Origin of the sequence: Vibrio cincinnatiensis (assembly GCF_022113815.1) — a bacterium.
GTDB classification, from domain to species: Bacteria; Pseudomonadota; Gammaproteobacteria; order Enterobacterales; family Vibrionaceae; genus Vibrio; species Vibrio cincinnatiensis_A.
Genome location: NZ_SGOM01000003.1, coordinates 177,164 through 192,427, shown reverse-complemented (window position 1 = coordinate 192,427; position 15,264 = coordinate 177,164). Strand labels below are relative to the sequence as shown.

Annotated in this window: 12 protein-coding genes; 9 read left to right on the top strand and 3 right to left on the bottom strand. The window is 43.8% G+C overall.

The window, feature by feature from the left end; genetic code table 11:
• Positions 1–354 precede the first annotated feature (354 nt).
• The 6 genes from EXA13_RS05875 to EXA13_RS05850 all read left to right on the top strand — a co-directional run bounded on the left by EXA13_RS05875 (position 355) and on the right by EXA13_RS05850 (position 8,968).
• Positions 355–1,044, top strand: coding sequence for a GntR family transcriptional regulator (locus tag EXA13_RS05875; RefSeq protein ID WP_238132347.1), 690 nt, complete (start codon positions 355–357; stop codon positions 1,042–1,044).
• A 16-nt stretch (positions 1,045–1,060) separates the two neighbouring features.
• Complete coding sequence (gene prpB / locus EXA13_RS05870) at positions 1,061–1,960, top strand: methylisocitrate lyase (protein WP_238132346.1); 900 nt, start codon at positions 1,061–1,063, stop codon at positions 1,958–1,960.
• 138 nt (positions 1,961–2,098) lie between these two features.
• Positions 2,099–3,229 carry a bifunctional 2-methylcitrate synthase/citrate synthase gene (gene prpC, locus EXA13_RS05865; protein WP_238132345.1) on the top strand — a complete coding sequence of 377 codons (1,131 nt, stop codon included), beginning with the start codon at positions 2,099–2,101 and terminating at the stop codon, positions 3,227–3,229.
• Positions 3,230–3,288: 59 nt separating this feature from the next.
• On the top strand, positions 3,289–5,871 hold the full coding sequence (gene acnD / locus EXA13_RS05860; RefSeq protein ID WP_238132448.1) for a Fe/S-dependent 2-methylisocitrate dehydratase AcnD: 2,583 nt from the start codon (positions 3,289–3,291) through the stop codon (positions 5,869–5,871).
• Between the two features lie 11 nt (positions 5,872–5,882).
• Entirely contained in the window at positions 5,883–7,079 is a 1,197-nt protein-coding gene (prpF, locus tag EXA13_RS05855) for a 2-methylaconitate cis-trans isomerase PrpF (RefSeq protein ID WP_238132344.1), read from the top strand.
• Positions 7,080–7,090: 11 nt separating this feature from the next.
• On the top strand, positions 7,091–8,968 hold the full coding sequence (locus tag EXA13_RS05850) for a propionyl-CoA synthetase (protein WP_238132343.1): 1,878 nt from the start codon (positions 7,091–7,093) through the stop codon (positions 8,966–8,968).
• Positions 8,969–9,043: 75 nt separating this feature from the next.
• On the opposite strand, the gene EXA13_RS05845 is transcribed toward EXA13_RS05850, so the two are convergent.
• A complete protein-coding gene (locus EXA13_RS05845) occupies positions 9,044–9,727 on the bottom strand; it encodes a DedA family protein (protein WP_238132342.1) in 684 nt (227 codons plus the stop codon).
• Between the two features lie 55 nt (positions 9,728–9,782).
• Positions 9,783–10,172 carry a hypothetical protein gene (locus EXA13_RS05840; RefSeq protein WP_238132341.1) on the bottom strand — a complete coding sequence of 130 codons (390 nt, stop codon included), beginning with the start codon at positions 10,170–10,172 and terminating at the stop codon, positions 9,783–9,785.
• A gap of 141 nt (positions 10,173–10,313) precedes the next feature.
• On the opposite strand from EXA13_RS05840, the gene EXA13_RS16890 reads away from it, so the two are divergent.
• Positions 10,314–11,630: a methyl-accepting chemotaxis protein gene (locus tag EXA13_RS16890; RefSeq protein ID WP_275949660.1), complete on the top strand. Its 1,317-nt coding sequence runs from the start codon at positions 10,314–10,316 to the stop codon at positions 11,628–11,630.
• Between the two features lie 129 nt (positions 11,631–11,759).
• Here EXA13_RS16890 and EXA13_RS05825 read toward each other — a convergent pair whose 3' ends face one another.
• Complete coding sequence (locus tag EXA13_RS05825; RefSeq protein ID WP_238132340.1) at positions 11,760–12,974, bottom strand: GGDEF domain-containing response regulator; 1,215 nt, start codon at positions 12,972–12,974, stop codon at positions 11,760–11,762.
• A 326-nt stretch (positions 12,975–13,300) separates the two neighbouring features.
• Between EXA13_RS05825 and EXA13_RS05820 the strand changes: the two genes are divergently transcribed.
• The gene (locus tag EXA13_RS05820; protein WP_238132339.1) at positions 13,301–14,986 is read left to right on the top strand and encodes a carbon starvation CstA family protein; all 1,686 of its coding nucleotides are present in this window, start codon (positions 13,301–13,303) and stop codon (positions 14,984–14,986) included.
• A complete protein-coding gene (locus tag EXA13_RS05815) occupies positions 14,973–15,245 on the top strand; it encodes a cory-CC-star protein (RefSeq protein ID WP_078925141.1) in 273 nt (90 codons plus the stop codon). Before EXA13_RS05820 ends, EXA13_RS05815 begins: the two co-directional genes overlap by 14 nt.
• Positions 15,246–15,264 lie beyond the last annotated feature (19 nt).

The window sequence follows — 15,264 nt, the reverse complement described above, 5'->3', positions numbered from 1 at the left end:
GCGCTAATTATTGGCATATGCCAATAATTTTTTGAGGGTTTGTCATACATAGAAGGAGAATTGCGCCATGAAAATGCTGAAATAAATAAGATTGTTGACAATATGTTGATGTGGTTCGTCTGTAGAGATATTGATAACGAAAGAGAATGAGTCACTGTAATTGAAATATAAAGTTTTTCTTATGATGCATATTATCTCATTTCATGAAATGAAAAGGCACTCATACGACCTTAGTCTAAATTGTCGACAATTAGCTTGATTGTCGACAATTTGATCGATTATGTTAGTGCTATGTTGGTAGTCGGTAATGAATATTGTTGGAACGATTACCCATCCAAAAGAAGATAAGTAAAAATGAATCGTGAATTAACGAAACGTCAAACTTGTGACAAAGAGTACACCAAGTCAGAAAGCCTTACTGAATTTCTGATTGAAGCGATTGTGGCGGGCGAGATGGTGCCGGGCAGTAAAATCTCTGAGCCCGAGTTAGCAAAGCATTTTCAGGTTAGCCGAGGCCCATTACGTGAAGCTCTGATGCGGCTAGAAGGGTTGGGGCTTATTGAACGGATTCCTCATGTTGGCGCTCGAGTTATTCAACTTTCTCGAGAGAAGCTGCTTGACCTTTATGCGGTTCGCGAAGCATTGGAGGGCATGGCGGCTCGTTTAGCGGCTCGGCATATTACTGAAATTGAGTTAGCGAGTTTAGACACTCTATTGTCGACACATTCTGAACATATTAATCAGGTGGATGGTGCTTCTTATTTTCATCAACAAGGCGATTTTGATTTTCATTATCGGATTATTAAAGCCAGTCGCAATAATCAGTTGATCGCGCTGCTATGTGATGAGCTTTACCATTTGTTACGAATGTATCGATATCAATCGCCTCGCTCACATTCTCGCCCGGTGGAAGCATTAGAAGAACACAAATTTATCTTGCAGGCGATTCGTAATCGTGATGAAGAGTTAGCCGAAATGCTGATGCGTAGACACATTGCCTACAGTCGTCGTTTGATTGAACAACAGATAGATCATGAAGCCTAAAATTAAGGAGAATCCTATGAGTTTAAGTCCAGGAGCTAAATTCAGGCTCGCTATTCAGTCCCATCACCCTTTGCAAATTGTTGGCACGGTCAATCCATACTGCGCCATGATGGCAAAAAAATTGGGTCACCAAGCGATTTATCTCTCGGGTGGGGGAATTGCTAATGCATCTTATGGTTTACCCGATCTTGGTATTACCACTCTTAATGATGTGCTGATTGATGTTGAGAGAATTACCAATGCCTGCGATTTACCGTTGCTGGTAGACATTGATACTGGCTTTGGCGGAGCTTTCAACATTGCTCGAACCATTAAAACGATAGAAAAAGCTGGGGCTGCTGCCGTTCATATGGAAGATCAGGTGGCTCAAAAACGCTGTGGTCATCGTCCTAATAAAGCCATTGTGAGTATCCAAGAAATGGTGGATCGAATCAAAGCTGCCGTTGATGCGCGTGATAACCCAGAGTTTGTCATTATGGCACGTACGGATGCTCTGGCAGTGGAAGGGATGGACAGTGCCATTGAGCGGGCGATAGCGTATGTACAAGCTGGAGCAGATATGATTTTCCCTGAAGCGATGACGGAATTAAAACAGTACGAACAGTTCTCCATTACACTTCACGCTGCAACTGGGAAGCGTGTCCCCATTTTAGCCAATATTACCGAGTTTGGTCAGACACCGCTTTACAGCACTGAGCAACTTGCCAAGGTGAATGTGGACATGGTGTTGTACCCACTTAGTGCGTTTCGAGCCATGAACAAAGCGGCCGAGATGGTCTATCGTCATGTGTTAGAACATGGCAATCAAGAAGCCTTACTTGAGATGATGCAAACTCGTAGTGAGTTGTATGAGTACCTCAATTATCACTGTTATGAAGACAAACTCGATCAACTGTTTTCAGAAAATAATCGCTAAGTGGGAATATCTAAAAAAATTCACTATTCAATTACTTAATCCAATAACGTGAAACCGCTGCACTATCGAGCAAAACGCTAAGCCCGAAGAAGCTGATTCATCAAAGAATCCGAAGTGCAGCAAGAAAAGGAGTTCAACATGCCTTCTACTTCATTAGGTGGCGCGGGCCTGCGTGGCCAAAGCGCTGGAAGCACCGCACTATGTACGGTTGGAAAGACTGGAACAGGCTTAACTTATCGTGGTTATGACATCACAGATCTAGCCAATTATGCTCAATTCGAAGAAGTTGCCCATTTGCTGCTGGTGGGACACTTACCCACGCAAACAGAGCTGGATCAATATAAAACACGACTGATCAGTCTACGAGGTTTACCCCAAGCGTTAAAAGACGTTTTGGAAAAAATTCCGCCTCAAGCACATCCCATGGATGTGATGCGCACTGGATGCTCTATGTTAGGCAATTTAGAGACTGAGCAAGATTTCTCTCAGCAATTGTCAGCAACAGAGCGACTACTGGCGCTGTTCCCTGCCATTATCTGCTATTGGTATCGATTCAGTCATGATGGGGTGCGTATTGATACTGAAGATACGAGCGAAGATTCCCTCGGTGGTTATTTCTTAAAGATGCTGACCGATGAGGCCCCCTGTGACTTATTCAAACAAGTCATGCACTGCTCACTGATCTTATACGCTGAGCATGAGTTTAATGCTTCGACTTTTTCAGCTCGTGTTTGCGCCTCAACGTTATCGGATTTGCACTCTTGTATTACTGGAGCGATTGGGACCTTACGAGGCCCACTCCACGGTGGGGCGAATGAAGCTGCTATGGCGATGATTGAGCCGTGGTCAACGCCAGATGAAGCGGAGCAAGAGATCCTACAAATGTTGGAAAACAAAGAGAAGATCATGGGCTTTGGCCATGCGATTTACCGAGAAAGTGACCCGCGTAATGCGTTGATTAAACGCTGGTCGAAAGCATTATCTGAACACGTTGGCGATACGCATCTTTATGCGGTGTCGGAACGGGTGGAAGCGGTGATGCAGCGGGAGAAGGGTCTGTTCTGTAATGCCGATTTTTTCCATGCTTCGGCTTACCATTTTATGGGGATCCCAACCAAATTATTTACGCCTATTTTTGTTATGAGCCGTTTAACCGGATGGGCGGCACACCTCTATGAACAACGTAATAACAACCGCATTATTCGCCCGAGCGCCGATTATATCGGGCCCGAACACCAGCAATGGGTGCCCATTGAACAACGTGGTTAGTTTACGGGAGTGACGGGTTATTGCTAACCCGTCTTTGATAATTTTGGGGAAGAACGATGATGAACAATCAATATAGAAAAACACTGCCCGACACTCAAATTGAATATTTTGATGCCCGTGAAGCCGTTAATGCCATTACTCCCGGTGCTTATGAAACGCTCCCTTATACATCTCGTGTTCTTGCTGAAAACTTGGTGCGTTGTTGTAACCCACAAACCTTGATTGATTCACTCAAGCAATTGATCGAGCGTAAGCGTGACCTTGATTTTCCATGGTATCCGGCTAGGGTGGTGTGCCATGATATTTTGGGACAAACCGCTCTGGTGGATTTAGCCGGACTACGGGACGCGATTGCAGAGCAAGGCGGCGATCCTGCCAAAGTGAATCCTGTAGTGGAAACGCAACTGATCGTAGATCATTCGCTTGCGGTCGAACATGCTGGATTTGAGGTCGACGCTTTTGAGAAAAACCGAGCCATTGAAGAGCGTCGTAATGAAGACCGTTTCCACTTTATAGAATGGTGTAAAACGGCCTTTAAGAATGTCAACGTCATTCCCGCTGGTAATGGCATTATGCACCAGATTAATCTAGAAAAAATGTCGCCAGTGATTCAACTCAAAAAGGGCGTTGCTTATCCAGATACTTGTGTGGGTACCGATAGCCATACACCGCATGTGGATGCCTTAGGAGTGATTGCTATTGGTGTCGGTGGGCTAGAGGCTGAAACCGTCATGCTCGGTCGCCCTTCTATGATGCGCTTGCCCGAGATTATTGGTGTGAAGTTAACCGGTAAACGCCCTGCGGGAATCACGGCGACGGATATTGTGTTGGCACTCACTGAATTTTTGCGCCATGAGCAAGTCGTTTCGAGTTACCTCGAGTTTTTTGGGGAAGGGGCCAGAGAGTTAACTGTCGGTGATCGCGCCACAATTTCCAATATGACGCCGGAATATGGTGCCAGTGCGGGCATGTTCTATATTGATGAGCAAACAATCCGCTATTTGCAATTAACGGGGCGTGAGACTGAACAGGTTGCATTGGTAGAACAATACGCGAAGCAGACCGGATTATGGGCGGACGATCTGGCTAGTGCGAAGTATGAGCGAGTTCTAGAATTTAACCTTTCTCATGTTGAGCGTAATATGGCTGGCCCTTCTAACCCACATCGTCGTTTACCGACCTCACAGTTGGTCGAACGTGGTATCGCTGAGCATGGCTTACCGCAAGAGGAGGGGAAGCTGCCAGACGGTGCCGTCATTATTGCTGCGATCACCTCTTGTACGAATACCAGTAACCCTCGCAATGTGGTTGCCGCTGGTCTTCTGGCAAAAAAAGCCAACCAACTGGGGCTGGTGCGTAAGCCTTGGGTAAAAAGTTCGTTTGCCCCCGGTTCAAAAGTGGCCAAGCTTTATTTAGAAGAAGCTAATTTATTGCCGGAGCTGGAAAAGCTGGGGTTTGGCATCGTTGCTTATGCGTGTACCACTTGTAATGGCATGAGTGGCGCGCTTGATCCCAACATTCAACAAGAAATTATAGAGCGCGATCTTTATGCTACTGCGGTGTTGTCAGGCAATCGCAATTTTGATGGTCGTATTCATCCTTATGCGAAACAGGCGTTTCTTGCTTCACCTCCGCTGGTGGTTGCTTATGCGCTGGCAGGATCCATTCGGTTTGATATTGAGCGTGATGCATTGGGTTTCGATAACAAGGGCAATCCCATCTATTTGCAAGATATTTGGCCAAGTGATGAAGAAATCGATACGGTTGTGGAAAGTTGTGTTAAGCCTGAGCAATTTAACCAAGTGTATATCCAGATGTTTAAATTGGATGACACGGAACATCACATAAGCCCACTGTATGACTGGCGGCCAATGAGTACGTACATTCGCCGACCTCCTTATTGGGAAGGCGCTCTCGCGGGAGAACGATCTCTCAAAACCATGCGGCCACTGGCGGTTTTAGGTGACAACATTACTACTGATCATCTTTCCCCTTCTAATGCCATTCTCGCCACCAGTGCTGCGGGGGAATATCTCACTCAAATGGGAGTCCCTGAAGAAGATTTTAACTCTTATGCGACCCATCGTGGCGACCACTTAACCGCTCAGCGAGCGACGTTTGCCAACCCAAAACTATTGAATGAAATGGTGAAGGAAAATGAACAAGTGGTACAAGGTTCGCTCACTCGGCTTGAGCCAGAAGGTCAAGTGATGCGAATGTGGGAAGCCATTGAAACTTATATGCAGCGTAAACAGCCTTTGATCATCATTGCCGGAGCGGATTATGGGCAAGGTTCTTCTCGTGATTGGGCGGCAAAAGGGGTACGTCTGGCGGGGGTTGAAGCCATTGTTGCCGAAGGTTTTGAGCGAATTCATCGAACCAATTTGGTGGGTATGGGTGTGTTACCTTTGCAATTCAAGCAGGGAACCAACCGTTTAACCTTGGGCATTGAGGGTAGTGAACTTTTTGATGTTGAAGGGGATATTCAACCCGGCGTAGATCTCACGCTGCGTGTGACTCGTAAAAATGGTGAGCAGTTCTTGGTTCCGGTCATCTGCCGCCTTGACACGGCTGATGAAGTGCATGTGTATAACGCCGGTGGGGTTTTACAGCGTTTTGCGCAAGATTTTCTGGCCCAGTAAGGAGTGCAGTTATGAGTCATGTCAATATCGCGCCACAGCTAAAAATTCCCGCCACTTACTTACGGGGGGGAACCAGTAAAGGGGTGTTTTTTAAGTTGTCTGATCTCCCACTTGCGGCACAAGTACCCGGAGAGGCACGCGACAAGTTGTTATTAAGAATCATCGGCAGCCCAGATGCCTATGGTAAACAGATTGATGGAATGGGAGGGGCGACATCCAGTACCAGTAAAACGGTGATTGTCTCCAAAAGTGAAAAAGAAGGGCATGATGTTGATTACCTCTTTGGTCAGGTATCGATAGACAAACCTTTTGTTGATTGGAGTGGTAACTGTGGCAACCTTTCTGCTGCGGTTGGCCCCTTTGCCATTCACGCCGGATTGATAGATCCACAACGTATTCCCGAGCATGGGGTTGTTGACGTCAAAGTCTGGCAAGTCAATATTCAAAAGAGCATCGTTGTTCACGTTCCCATCATCAATGGCGAAGTGCAGGAAGTGGGTCTGTTTGAACTCGATGGTGTAACATTTCCTGCGGCAGAAATCCAAGTCGATTTTCTCGACCCCGCAGAAGGTGAAGGGTCGATGTTTCCAACGGGGAACTTGCGCGATACGTTAGAGATTCCGGGATTTGAGCCTTTACAAGTGACGCTAATTAATGCGGGTATTCCAACCATCTTTATTGATGCGCACGCTATCGGCTATGGTGGTTGTGAGTTACAAGATGAAATTAATAACGATCCGCACGCATTGGCTCGATTTGAAACGCTACGAGCTTACGGCGCGCTGAAAATGGGATTAATCACCGACTTAGAGGAAGCAAAGGTTCGACAACATACTCCCAAAATTGCCTTTGTTTCTCCACCGAAAAACTATCTCACCTCCAGTGGTAAAAAAGTCACTCAGCAGCAGGTTGACTTGCTTGTACGTGCCTTGTCGATGGGAAAATTACATCATGCCATGATGGGAACGGCGGCGGTTGCGATTGCTGCCGCTGCTTGTGTACCTGGAACCATCGTGAATGAAGCCGCAGGCGGCGGAGAAAAAACGCAAGTGGTTTTTGGTCACCCATCGGGCACATTAAAAGTAGGGGCGAAAGCTTACCATTCAGAGCAAGGATGGCGAGTTGAAAAAGCGGTCATGAGCCGCAGTGCACGTATTTTGATGGAAGGTTGGGTTCGAGTTCCAGCTGAAAGCCTAAAGAACGAATAAGGAGAGGCACGATGTCGGCATATTTAAAGGAATATTCATGGGCAAAGGCGCAGCCGGAAGCGTTCTGGAAAGCTCAAGCTCAGCAGATTGATTGGTTCGAGTTCCCTAACACCATTCTCTCAACCGATGACAACGGGATTGAACGTTGGTTTTCTGATGGGGTGATGAACACGTGTTGGCTTGCATTAGATTATCATTGTGAGCAAGGACGCGGTGATCATACGGCATTAATTTATGACTCTCCCGTTACCGGGAAAAAGCAACGTTATAGCTATAATGCACTACGTGACAGTGTCGCACGTGTGGCTGGCATGTTGGCAGATCAAGGGGTAACTAAAGGAGACCGAGTCATCATCTATATGCCGATGATTCCTCAAGCCGCCATGGCTATGTTGGCTTGTGCTCGGCTAGGGGCTATCCACTCTGTCGTTTTTGGCGGTTTTGCGCCGAATGAGCTTGCCGTTCGAATTGAAGATGCCGAACCGAAAGTGATCATGACCGCTTCTTGTGGCATCGAAGTCAATAAAGTGATTCCCTATAAGCCTATGGTGGATAAAGCCATCATGGATAGTCGTTGGAAACCTGAAAAAGTCGTGGTTTATCAACGGCCAGAGTGCCTTGCTGATCTTAGCCATGAGCGGGATGTTGATTGGAGCAGTTTGCTACAACATGCCATTCCTAGGGCGTGTGTGCCAGTGTTGGCTACCGACCCGCTTTACATTCTTTATACTTCTGGAACGACGGGAAAACCGAAAGGTGTGGTTCGGGATAATGGGGGACATGCCGTTGCATTGAAATATTCGATGCATACGATTTATCGTCAACCTCAAGAGGGCGTGTTTTGGGCTGCCTCTGATGTGGGATGGGTGGTTGGACATTCTTACATTATTTATGCACCACTTATTCACGGTTGTACGACGATTTTGTATGAAGGGAAACCCGTACGAACACCAGACCCAGGAGCATTCTGGCGTGTGTGCCAAGAATATAAAGTCGACACCTTATTCTCAGCGCCAACCGCCTTTCGGGCGATCAAAAAAGAAGATCCAAATGGAGCGCTTCTCAAGCAATATGATTTATCACACCTAAGTACGATTTTTATGGCTGGAGAGCGCTTAGATCCTCCGACTCTTGAATGGGTTGAAAACCATACCCATAAACCTGTGATTGATCATTGGTGGCAAACGGAAACGGGGTGGGCCATTGCGGGGAATACCTTAGGGCTTGAATTCATACCAGTAAAAGCGGGATCTGCGACGAAAGCGATTCCCGGTTATCAAGTGGAAATACTAAATGAATTGGGAGAACCTTTACCAGCTAATCAACAAGGCTTTGTTGCCCTTAAACGTCCATTGCCCCCGAGTTGTTTAACGACGGTTTGGCGAAATCATGACAGGTTTGAATCTGGCTATTTAGCTCAATTTCCTGGCTACTATGTTTCAGGGGATGGGGGGTATCTGGATGATGAAGGCTACCTATTTATTATGGGACGCATTGATGACGTGATTAATGTGGCGGGGCACCGTCTTTCCACGGGGGAGATGGAAGAAATTCTCGGCGCACATCCCGCCATTGCGGAATGTGCTGTCGTGGGTGTGCATGATGAATTAAAAGGCCAGCTTCCACTTGGTTTCGTTGTATTAAAAGATGGTGTCAAAATTGATGCGCAGACCCTAGAGGAAGAGTTAATCAGTCAGGTTCGTAGTCAAATTGGTGCAGTGGCTTGCTTTAAACACGCCTTAGTCGTTGAACGTTTACCGAAAACCCGTTCCGGTAAAATTTTACGGCGTATTATCCGGCAAATTGCCGATGGGGAAAGTTATACGGTGCCATCTACCATTGATGATCCCACAAGCTTGAGTGAATTAGAAAAAATACTTCAGCATTAACCGCTATCTGTGGAGTGTTTTCAATAAAAAGTCAGCCATTAAGGCTTATTCTTAATGGCTGACTTTTTATCATATTTACTCTTTAACCTGTTTTATTCTCGGCGCTTTATGATTGGCACGCCGCCGCATCCAAGCACCGATAGCAAGGCTAGACAGAGCAATAAACAGAGTTACCATGGGGGCTAGCATTAACAGTTGATTGGCGATTTTAGACAGGTTATCTGGTAACAGTGAAATACCATATCCCGAAAAAATTAGAAATAAAATCCATGTCAGAGCACTCCATGGTGAGATCAGTAAGAAGCGAAAAGGAAGAACCGCATTTCTTAGCCCCATTACCATCGGTAATAAAGAACGAACAACCGGAATAAAGCGCGCAAAAAACATCGCCAGTAAGCCATATTTCTGGATAAGACGATCGGTCGTTTGCCACTGCTTATCAGATACTTTATCGAGCCAAACAGACACAACTCGCCACTCTTTAAGCTGGTGTCCCTGAGAAAAGGCGGCAGCACTTCCTAACCAACCAGCGAGCACAAGAACGCCAATCATAATGTACAGATTTAATATTCCTAACGCCGCAAGGCTGCCACAAAGCACAATCACACTATCGCATGGTAATGGCGCAGCGGGAATGAACGCACTCTCAACAAAAATAAGTAACCCGACACAAAGGTAGAGTAAAGAAAGATCAACCTGTTGCAAAGCCAGCAGATCTTGATGCCATAAGGCTGAAAAAATGGACAGTAAAGCACTCACATTGCTTTCCTCAATCAGTCAATATCAAAATAACTTCAGTGTATTGATTGCGTCATTATGCATGAGCAAAACGCGAGTAAAGATTTAAGAATTGAAGTGCTTTGCGGAGAAAATGTGGGGCAGCCAACACGACTATCCCTGCATAGAGCAATAAAATTAGGCTGTGGTGAATAAGTTCGAGGTAAGCGCCTGTTTCAGTCAATGTTTGTTCATTTTCATCTAACATTGATTGAGTTTGGGGTAAACGAGGTGATTCAAGACGAGAGCTCACTAACGCAGCTGTACTTGGATGATGGATACGCTGTTGAGACAATAGTGTTGCACGACTTTCTGATTCAGTGTTGACAGAAGTGATGAGCAACGTCGGCGATCCATTCAGTAAAGATGCCGAACCCAAAATTGCCATGAATAAGGTAAAAAGCAGTGGCTGAATCATGCTCATCATTAATCGAAGTCGTAATGGCGTGAGTATGCGGTGTCCTTTTTAATCTGTAAAGTGATTAATCAATATGAATGATACCCAGCAGGGATTCTATTCTTTTATGCTAATATCCATAAGAGCAATGAATAAAAACAGCAGGTTCATATGTTTTTCAATCAATCACTTCAAAAAGAAAATCAGCAATTAAAAGAGTACTTGTATTCATTGGAACAGGTACGAGAAAGCCTTGATGGCGATATGTTAAGAATAACGTTGGATCCCAAAGGTAAAATTGTATCCATTAACGAAAATTTTGAGCAAGAGCTCGGTATTGTGTTTAATCGAATTGAAGGTGTCCATTTAACCGACTTAGTGCCAGCTAAAGCTAGAAAAACGGCACACTTTAATCGGATGAAAACCGCCTTAGAGCAGAAAAAACATTGGAATGGTGCATTTCAAATAGCAAAAACCAATGGAAAGGAAGCTTGGCTACGCATCATTTTACAACCCATTATTAATAGTCAAGGACAGCTATTACGCTTTTTTGTTTTTGCGACGGAGCTGACTCGTACCATTACAGCATCACGCGAACATGAAGATATGCTCAAAGCACTAAACCGTTCTACGGCTGTGATTGAATTCACCTTAGATGGAAAAATTATACGCGCCAATGATAATTTTCTTCGTACTATGGGATACCGCAGTAATGAGCAGATTGCGGGAAAACATCACCGTATTTTTTGTGAAGAGGAAGAAGCAAACTCACCCGCTTACGCGGCATTTTGGAAAAAGTTAGCCAGCGGGCAATATGTTTCTGAGCGTTTTAAACGAGTTGATAGCGCTGGTCAGATTGTGTGGTTAGAAGCCTCTTATAACCCCATTCATAACGATTTAGGTGAGCTTTATAAAGTGGTGAAGTTTGCTACGGTGATCACCGATCAAGTGAATCAAGAACAGGCTGTCTCAGAAGCGGCAAATATTGCTTATGCTGTTTCAGAAAAAACTGGACAGCAAACACTGGAAGGGCAGCAAGTGGTGACTGCCATTATTGATCGGATGGATAATTTGGTTAAGCAAATGAAACAGGCTACGATAGATATTGAATCGCTTAACAAACATTCTCAAGAAATCAGTAAGTTGGTTGAAAGTATCAGTGGTATCGCGGATCAAACAAATTTGTTGGCCCTTAATGCCGCCATTGAAGCGGCAAGAGCGGGTGAACAAGGGCGTGGTTTTGCCGTGGTTGCAGATGAAGTCCGGCAACTGGCTTCGCGCACAAACAATACAACGGAAGAAATTGTGACAGTTGTTGCCGAAAATTTACAAAGAACAGCTAAAGCGGTGGAACTGATTGCGGTATGTCAGTCACAAGCGGGAGAGACGTTAGAGTTATCCACTCAAGCAGGCCAATTGATGGAAGATGTACAGAGAGGGGCTCAGAAAGTCGTTGATGCTATTAGCCAATTTAGCCAAAAACTGTAATAAATAGTGAATAGTGTTCCGTATCACCAGTATTCCCGTAAGTTGTAAGTATACGGGAATACTGAGAGGAATGGGTATCGTTAACCAGTATAATCTTTGGAAGATGCATGATCATCAATAGGGATCTATTTATTGATAAGTAATTCTATTTCTTCCATTTTCTTTTGATAAATATAATCGTATATCTGCCTGTTTTATTTGTTCATCTAGTGTACCATTTAAACTTGAAACACCAATGCTAATGGTTATTTCAATGACTTGATCTTGATGAATGACAGGGGTGGTTGCAATATGCAGCCGTAATGTTTCTAATTTAGATAAGAACTCTTCAATTGACAGTTTAGAATATATAAAAAATTCCTCTCCACCTAATCTTGAAATAATGTCAGTTGAGAAATGCTTTTTAAATAACCGAGCAACCATTTTTATTACTTCGTCACCACCATCATGCCCATAACGGTCATTGACTTTCTTGAAAAAATCGATATCGATCATGGCGACATTTCTATGCCCCATACCTTTACATATTTCACCAAAAAGATATCGTCTGTTCCATAATCCAGTTAAGGCATCTTCATTAGCGAGTTTAAATAGGTTGTCATTGGATTCTTTAATATTTAATAGCTGATGTACACGGCAGTAAAACTCTTCTTGGTGAAATGGCTTGTGGAGAAAGTCATTCGCTCCTGATTTCAAAAAAATGGGAGTGATATTTTTTTCGCTTTCAGAAGATAGACCAAGAATAGGAAGAGCTGTGTTGCTGTATGACTTACGTAACTCACGCACCATAGAAATACCATCTTTTTTAGGCATATAATTATCCGTAATAAGAAAAGTAATATCTTTATTCGACTTTAATATTTCTATCGCTTCACATCCATCTTTTGCTAATGTGGTTTTTATATAGTGATTCTCTAAAAGGTGAGAAATTTGTTTGCGAGCAACAAGAGAATCATCTACAACAAGTGCATGATGTTTCGTATTGTTCTTTAAACGTTGTGATAATTCTAATATATAAGATATTGATGCGTGGTTTTCTTTTAAAATATAGTCAAGAACGCCCATCTTTAAGAAACTTTTTCTTGTTTCTTCATCAAACTTTCCGGTTAGAACAATCGTTTTTTGTTTATTTTTAATTAATAATTTAATGGCTTCTCCATCTTGAGCATCAGGTAGGCAATAGTCCATAATAGCAAAGAAGAAGTTTGGATTATCTTCCATTATCCGCTGCGTTTCTTCATAAGTTGATGCAACTATAATTTCAAAGTTTAATGCTGAAAGTCGGTGAACGAGATAATTGCGAAAAACGATACTATCATCAACAACTAATATCCTGTGATTCAAATGGGAATCCTTAATTAAAAAATGGCTACCGTGTATAATTATACATTTGTCTGTAAGAGGTAAGCGTGTAGGAGATTTCTCCTTTTCATCATTAATGCTCAGTGATGAGAAAATTTCTGATGTTATTTCTGTATTGATATTTGATGTTGGTCGACTTCAAGCAATGCTGTTAACGCTTTCGTTTCATTTTTATGAGAATGGGGTCACTAACAATGTAACGAATAAGCGATCATTGTCAAACTTATGTGTGGGATAAGGTTATAATTTTTTTAATAAGATTAGTATGTTACTTGTGCGTTGCAACTATGTATACAGTGGAGGTAGGCATGAACGCTTTATTCCTGATGCTGATGGGCCTAGGGGCCATGGCTCTGGGCTATATCTTTTATTCAAAATTTATTTGCGAAAAAATCTTTAAAGTGGATCCTCATTTTCGGACCCCCGCCCATGAACTGAATGATGGGATCGATTATGTGCCCACGAATAAATATGTATTATGGGGGCACCATTTTACCTCAGTGGCTGGAGCCGCTCCGATTATTGGCCCTGCGATTGCCGTGATCTGGGGATGGGTCCCCGCTTTTTTATGGGTTGTATTTGGTACGATTTTCTTTGCGGGCGTACACGATGCCGGTGCTATTTGGGCTAGTAACCGTAATAAAGCAAAATCAGTTGGTGCATTGACGGGGGATATTATCGGGCCAAGAGCACGTAGCCTTTTCATGATTGTTATTTTCTTAGTGCTTTTGATGGTAAATGCTGTCTTTGCTGTAGTCATTGCTCGTCAGTTGATCAGTTTTCCTAGTGCAACCATTCCTGTATGGGGGGCTATTTTGGTGGCTCTTGTTATTGGGCAATTAATTTATCGCCGTTATATTGGCTTAGCTATGGTGTCTCTCTTAGGGGTGATTGCCTTATATGCAATGATCTATGTTGGTCCAATGTTGCCGCTTTCTTTGCCTGATTCCATTATGGGATTAAACCCAACAAAAAGCTGGATTATCATTCTTTTTGTTTATGCCGCGATTGCTTCACTGCTACCCGTATGGATGCTTTTGCAACCTCGAGATTATATCAATGGTATTCAACTCTTTATTGGCCTGTTCTTATTATACTTAGCGGTAGTGATTTCTGGTCCAGAAGTGGTAGCACCTGCTTTTAATACCGATTTGCCCGCTGGAACTCCATCATTAATACCATTACTATTCGTGACTATTGCCTGTGGAGCTATTTCAGGTTTTCATGGCCTAGTTTCAAGTGGTACGACATCGAAGCAACTCGATAAAGAACCGGATGTCCGATTTGTCGGGTATTTTGGTGCGATCGGAGAGGGATCGTTAGCGTTAGCCGCGATTATCGCTGCAACGGCAGGGTTTGCAACTTTTGCAGATTGGCAAAGTATTTATAGTGGTTTTGGCCAAGGTGGGGTTGGTGCTTTTATTAATGGTGGTGCCAATATCTTGCAACAAGGCTTAGGGCTTGATACGACGCTATCACAAACTTTACTGACGGTGATGGTTGTTCTATTTGCGGGAACGACGATGGATACTGGGCTGCGATTACAACGTTATATTTTCCAAGAATGGGGCTCTATTTATAATATTGGTTGGATGCAAAAAGCCTTTCCGGCTACGCTATTAGCCGTAGGTTCTTGTGTTCTGCTTGCTTTTGGTGCTGGTGGCGATGGTTCCGGTGGCTTGCTGATTTGGCCTCTTTTTGGTACGACGAACCAATTACTGGCGGGCTTAACACTATTGGTAATTACCGTTATGTTAGTTCGGCTAGGTCGTCCGATGTACTACACCTTGATCCCATTAGTTTTCTTACTGATCATGACCACGCTAGGTTTATTGATTCAGTTAAAAAGTTTTTATGATAAGCAAGATTGGTTCCTGTTTAGCTTAGACATTATTGTGCTGATTGCTGCGATCCTAATTACTTTAGAGTGCAGTTCAAGCTTAAATACATTATTGAAAGCCAAGAGGGTACAACCTGTCGATGAAGCTGAGTAAGATTCGAGCATGTTTTAAACTTGCTAATCATTATGCAGAAGAGATTTATAACGCACCTTATCGTGCCGCTATTGCTCGCGCTAAGCGTGAGCAAGATGACTTGTTCATGTTATTGATATTTTCTGAAATGATGGGAGTCCCCAACCCTGCGAGTTATTACACGTTGGAGTTACAGCCGATCCTAATTGAACGTTTTCATGATTGGCATCTCCGTATGGGGATGCCTCATTCACCACTCGATCAATTTAAGTGCTGTTGATTTCCCATTGCTTATGTTG

What these genes read in the sequence shown, in the direction of transcription:
- EXA13_RS05875 (WP_238132347.1), top strand. Translation starts at nt 355, where the DNA reads ATGAATCGTGAATTAACGAAACGTCAAACTTGTGACAAAGAGTACACC.
- prpB (WP_238132346.1), top strand. Translation starts at nt 1,061, where the DNA reads ATGAGTTTAAGTCCAGGAGCTAAATTCAGGCTCGCTATTCAGTCCCAT.
- prpC (WP_238132345.1), top strand. Translation starts at nt 2,099, where the DNA reads ATGCCTTCTACTTCATTAGGTGGCGCGGGCCTGCGTGGCCAAAGCGCT.
- acnD (WP_238132448.1), top strand. Translation starts at nt 3,289, where the DNA reads ATGAACAATCAATATAGAAAAACACTGCCCGACACTCAAATTGAATAT.
- prpF (WP_238132344.1), top strand. Translation starts at nt 5,883, where the DNA reads ATGAGTCATGTCAATATCGCGCCACAGCTAAAAATTCCCGCCACTTAC.
- EXA13_RS05850 (WP_238132343.1), top strand. Translation starts at nt 7,091, where the DNA reads ATGTCGGCATATTTAAAGGAATATTCATGGGCAAAGGCGCAGCCGGAA.
- EXA13_RS05840 (WP_238132341.1), bottom strand. Translation starts at nt 10,172, where the DNA reads ATGATGAGCATGATTCAGCCACTGCTTTTTACCTTATTCATGGCAATT.
- EXA13_RS16890 (WP_275949660.1), top strand. Translation starts at nt 10,314, where the DNA reads ATGTTTTTCAATCAATCACTTCAAAAAGAAAATCAGCAATTAAAAGAG.
- EXA13_RS05820 (WP_238132339.1), top strand. Translation starts at nt 13,301, where the DNA reads ATGAACGCTTTATTCCTGATGCTGATGGGCCTAGGGGCCATGGCTCTG.
- EXA13_RS05815 (WP_078925141.1), top strand. Translation starts at nt 14,973, where the DNA reads ATGAAGCTGAGTAAGATTCGAGCATGTTTTAAACTTGCTAATCATTAT.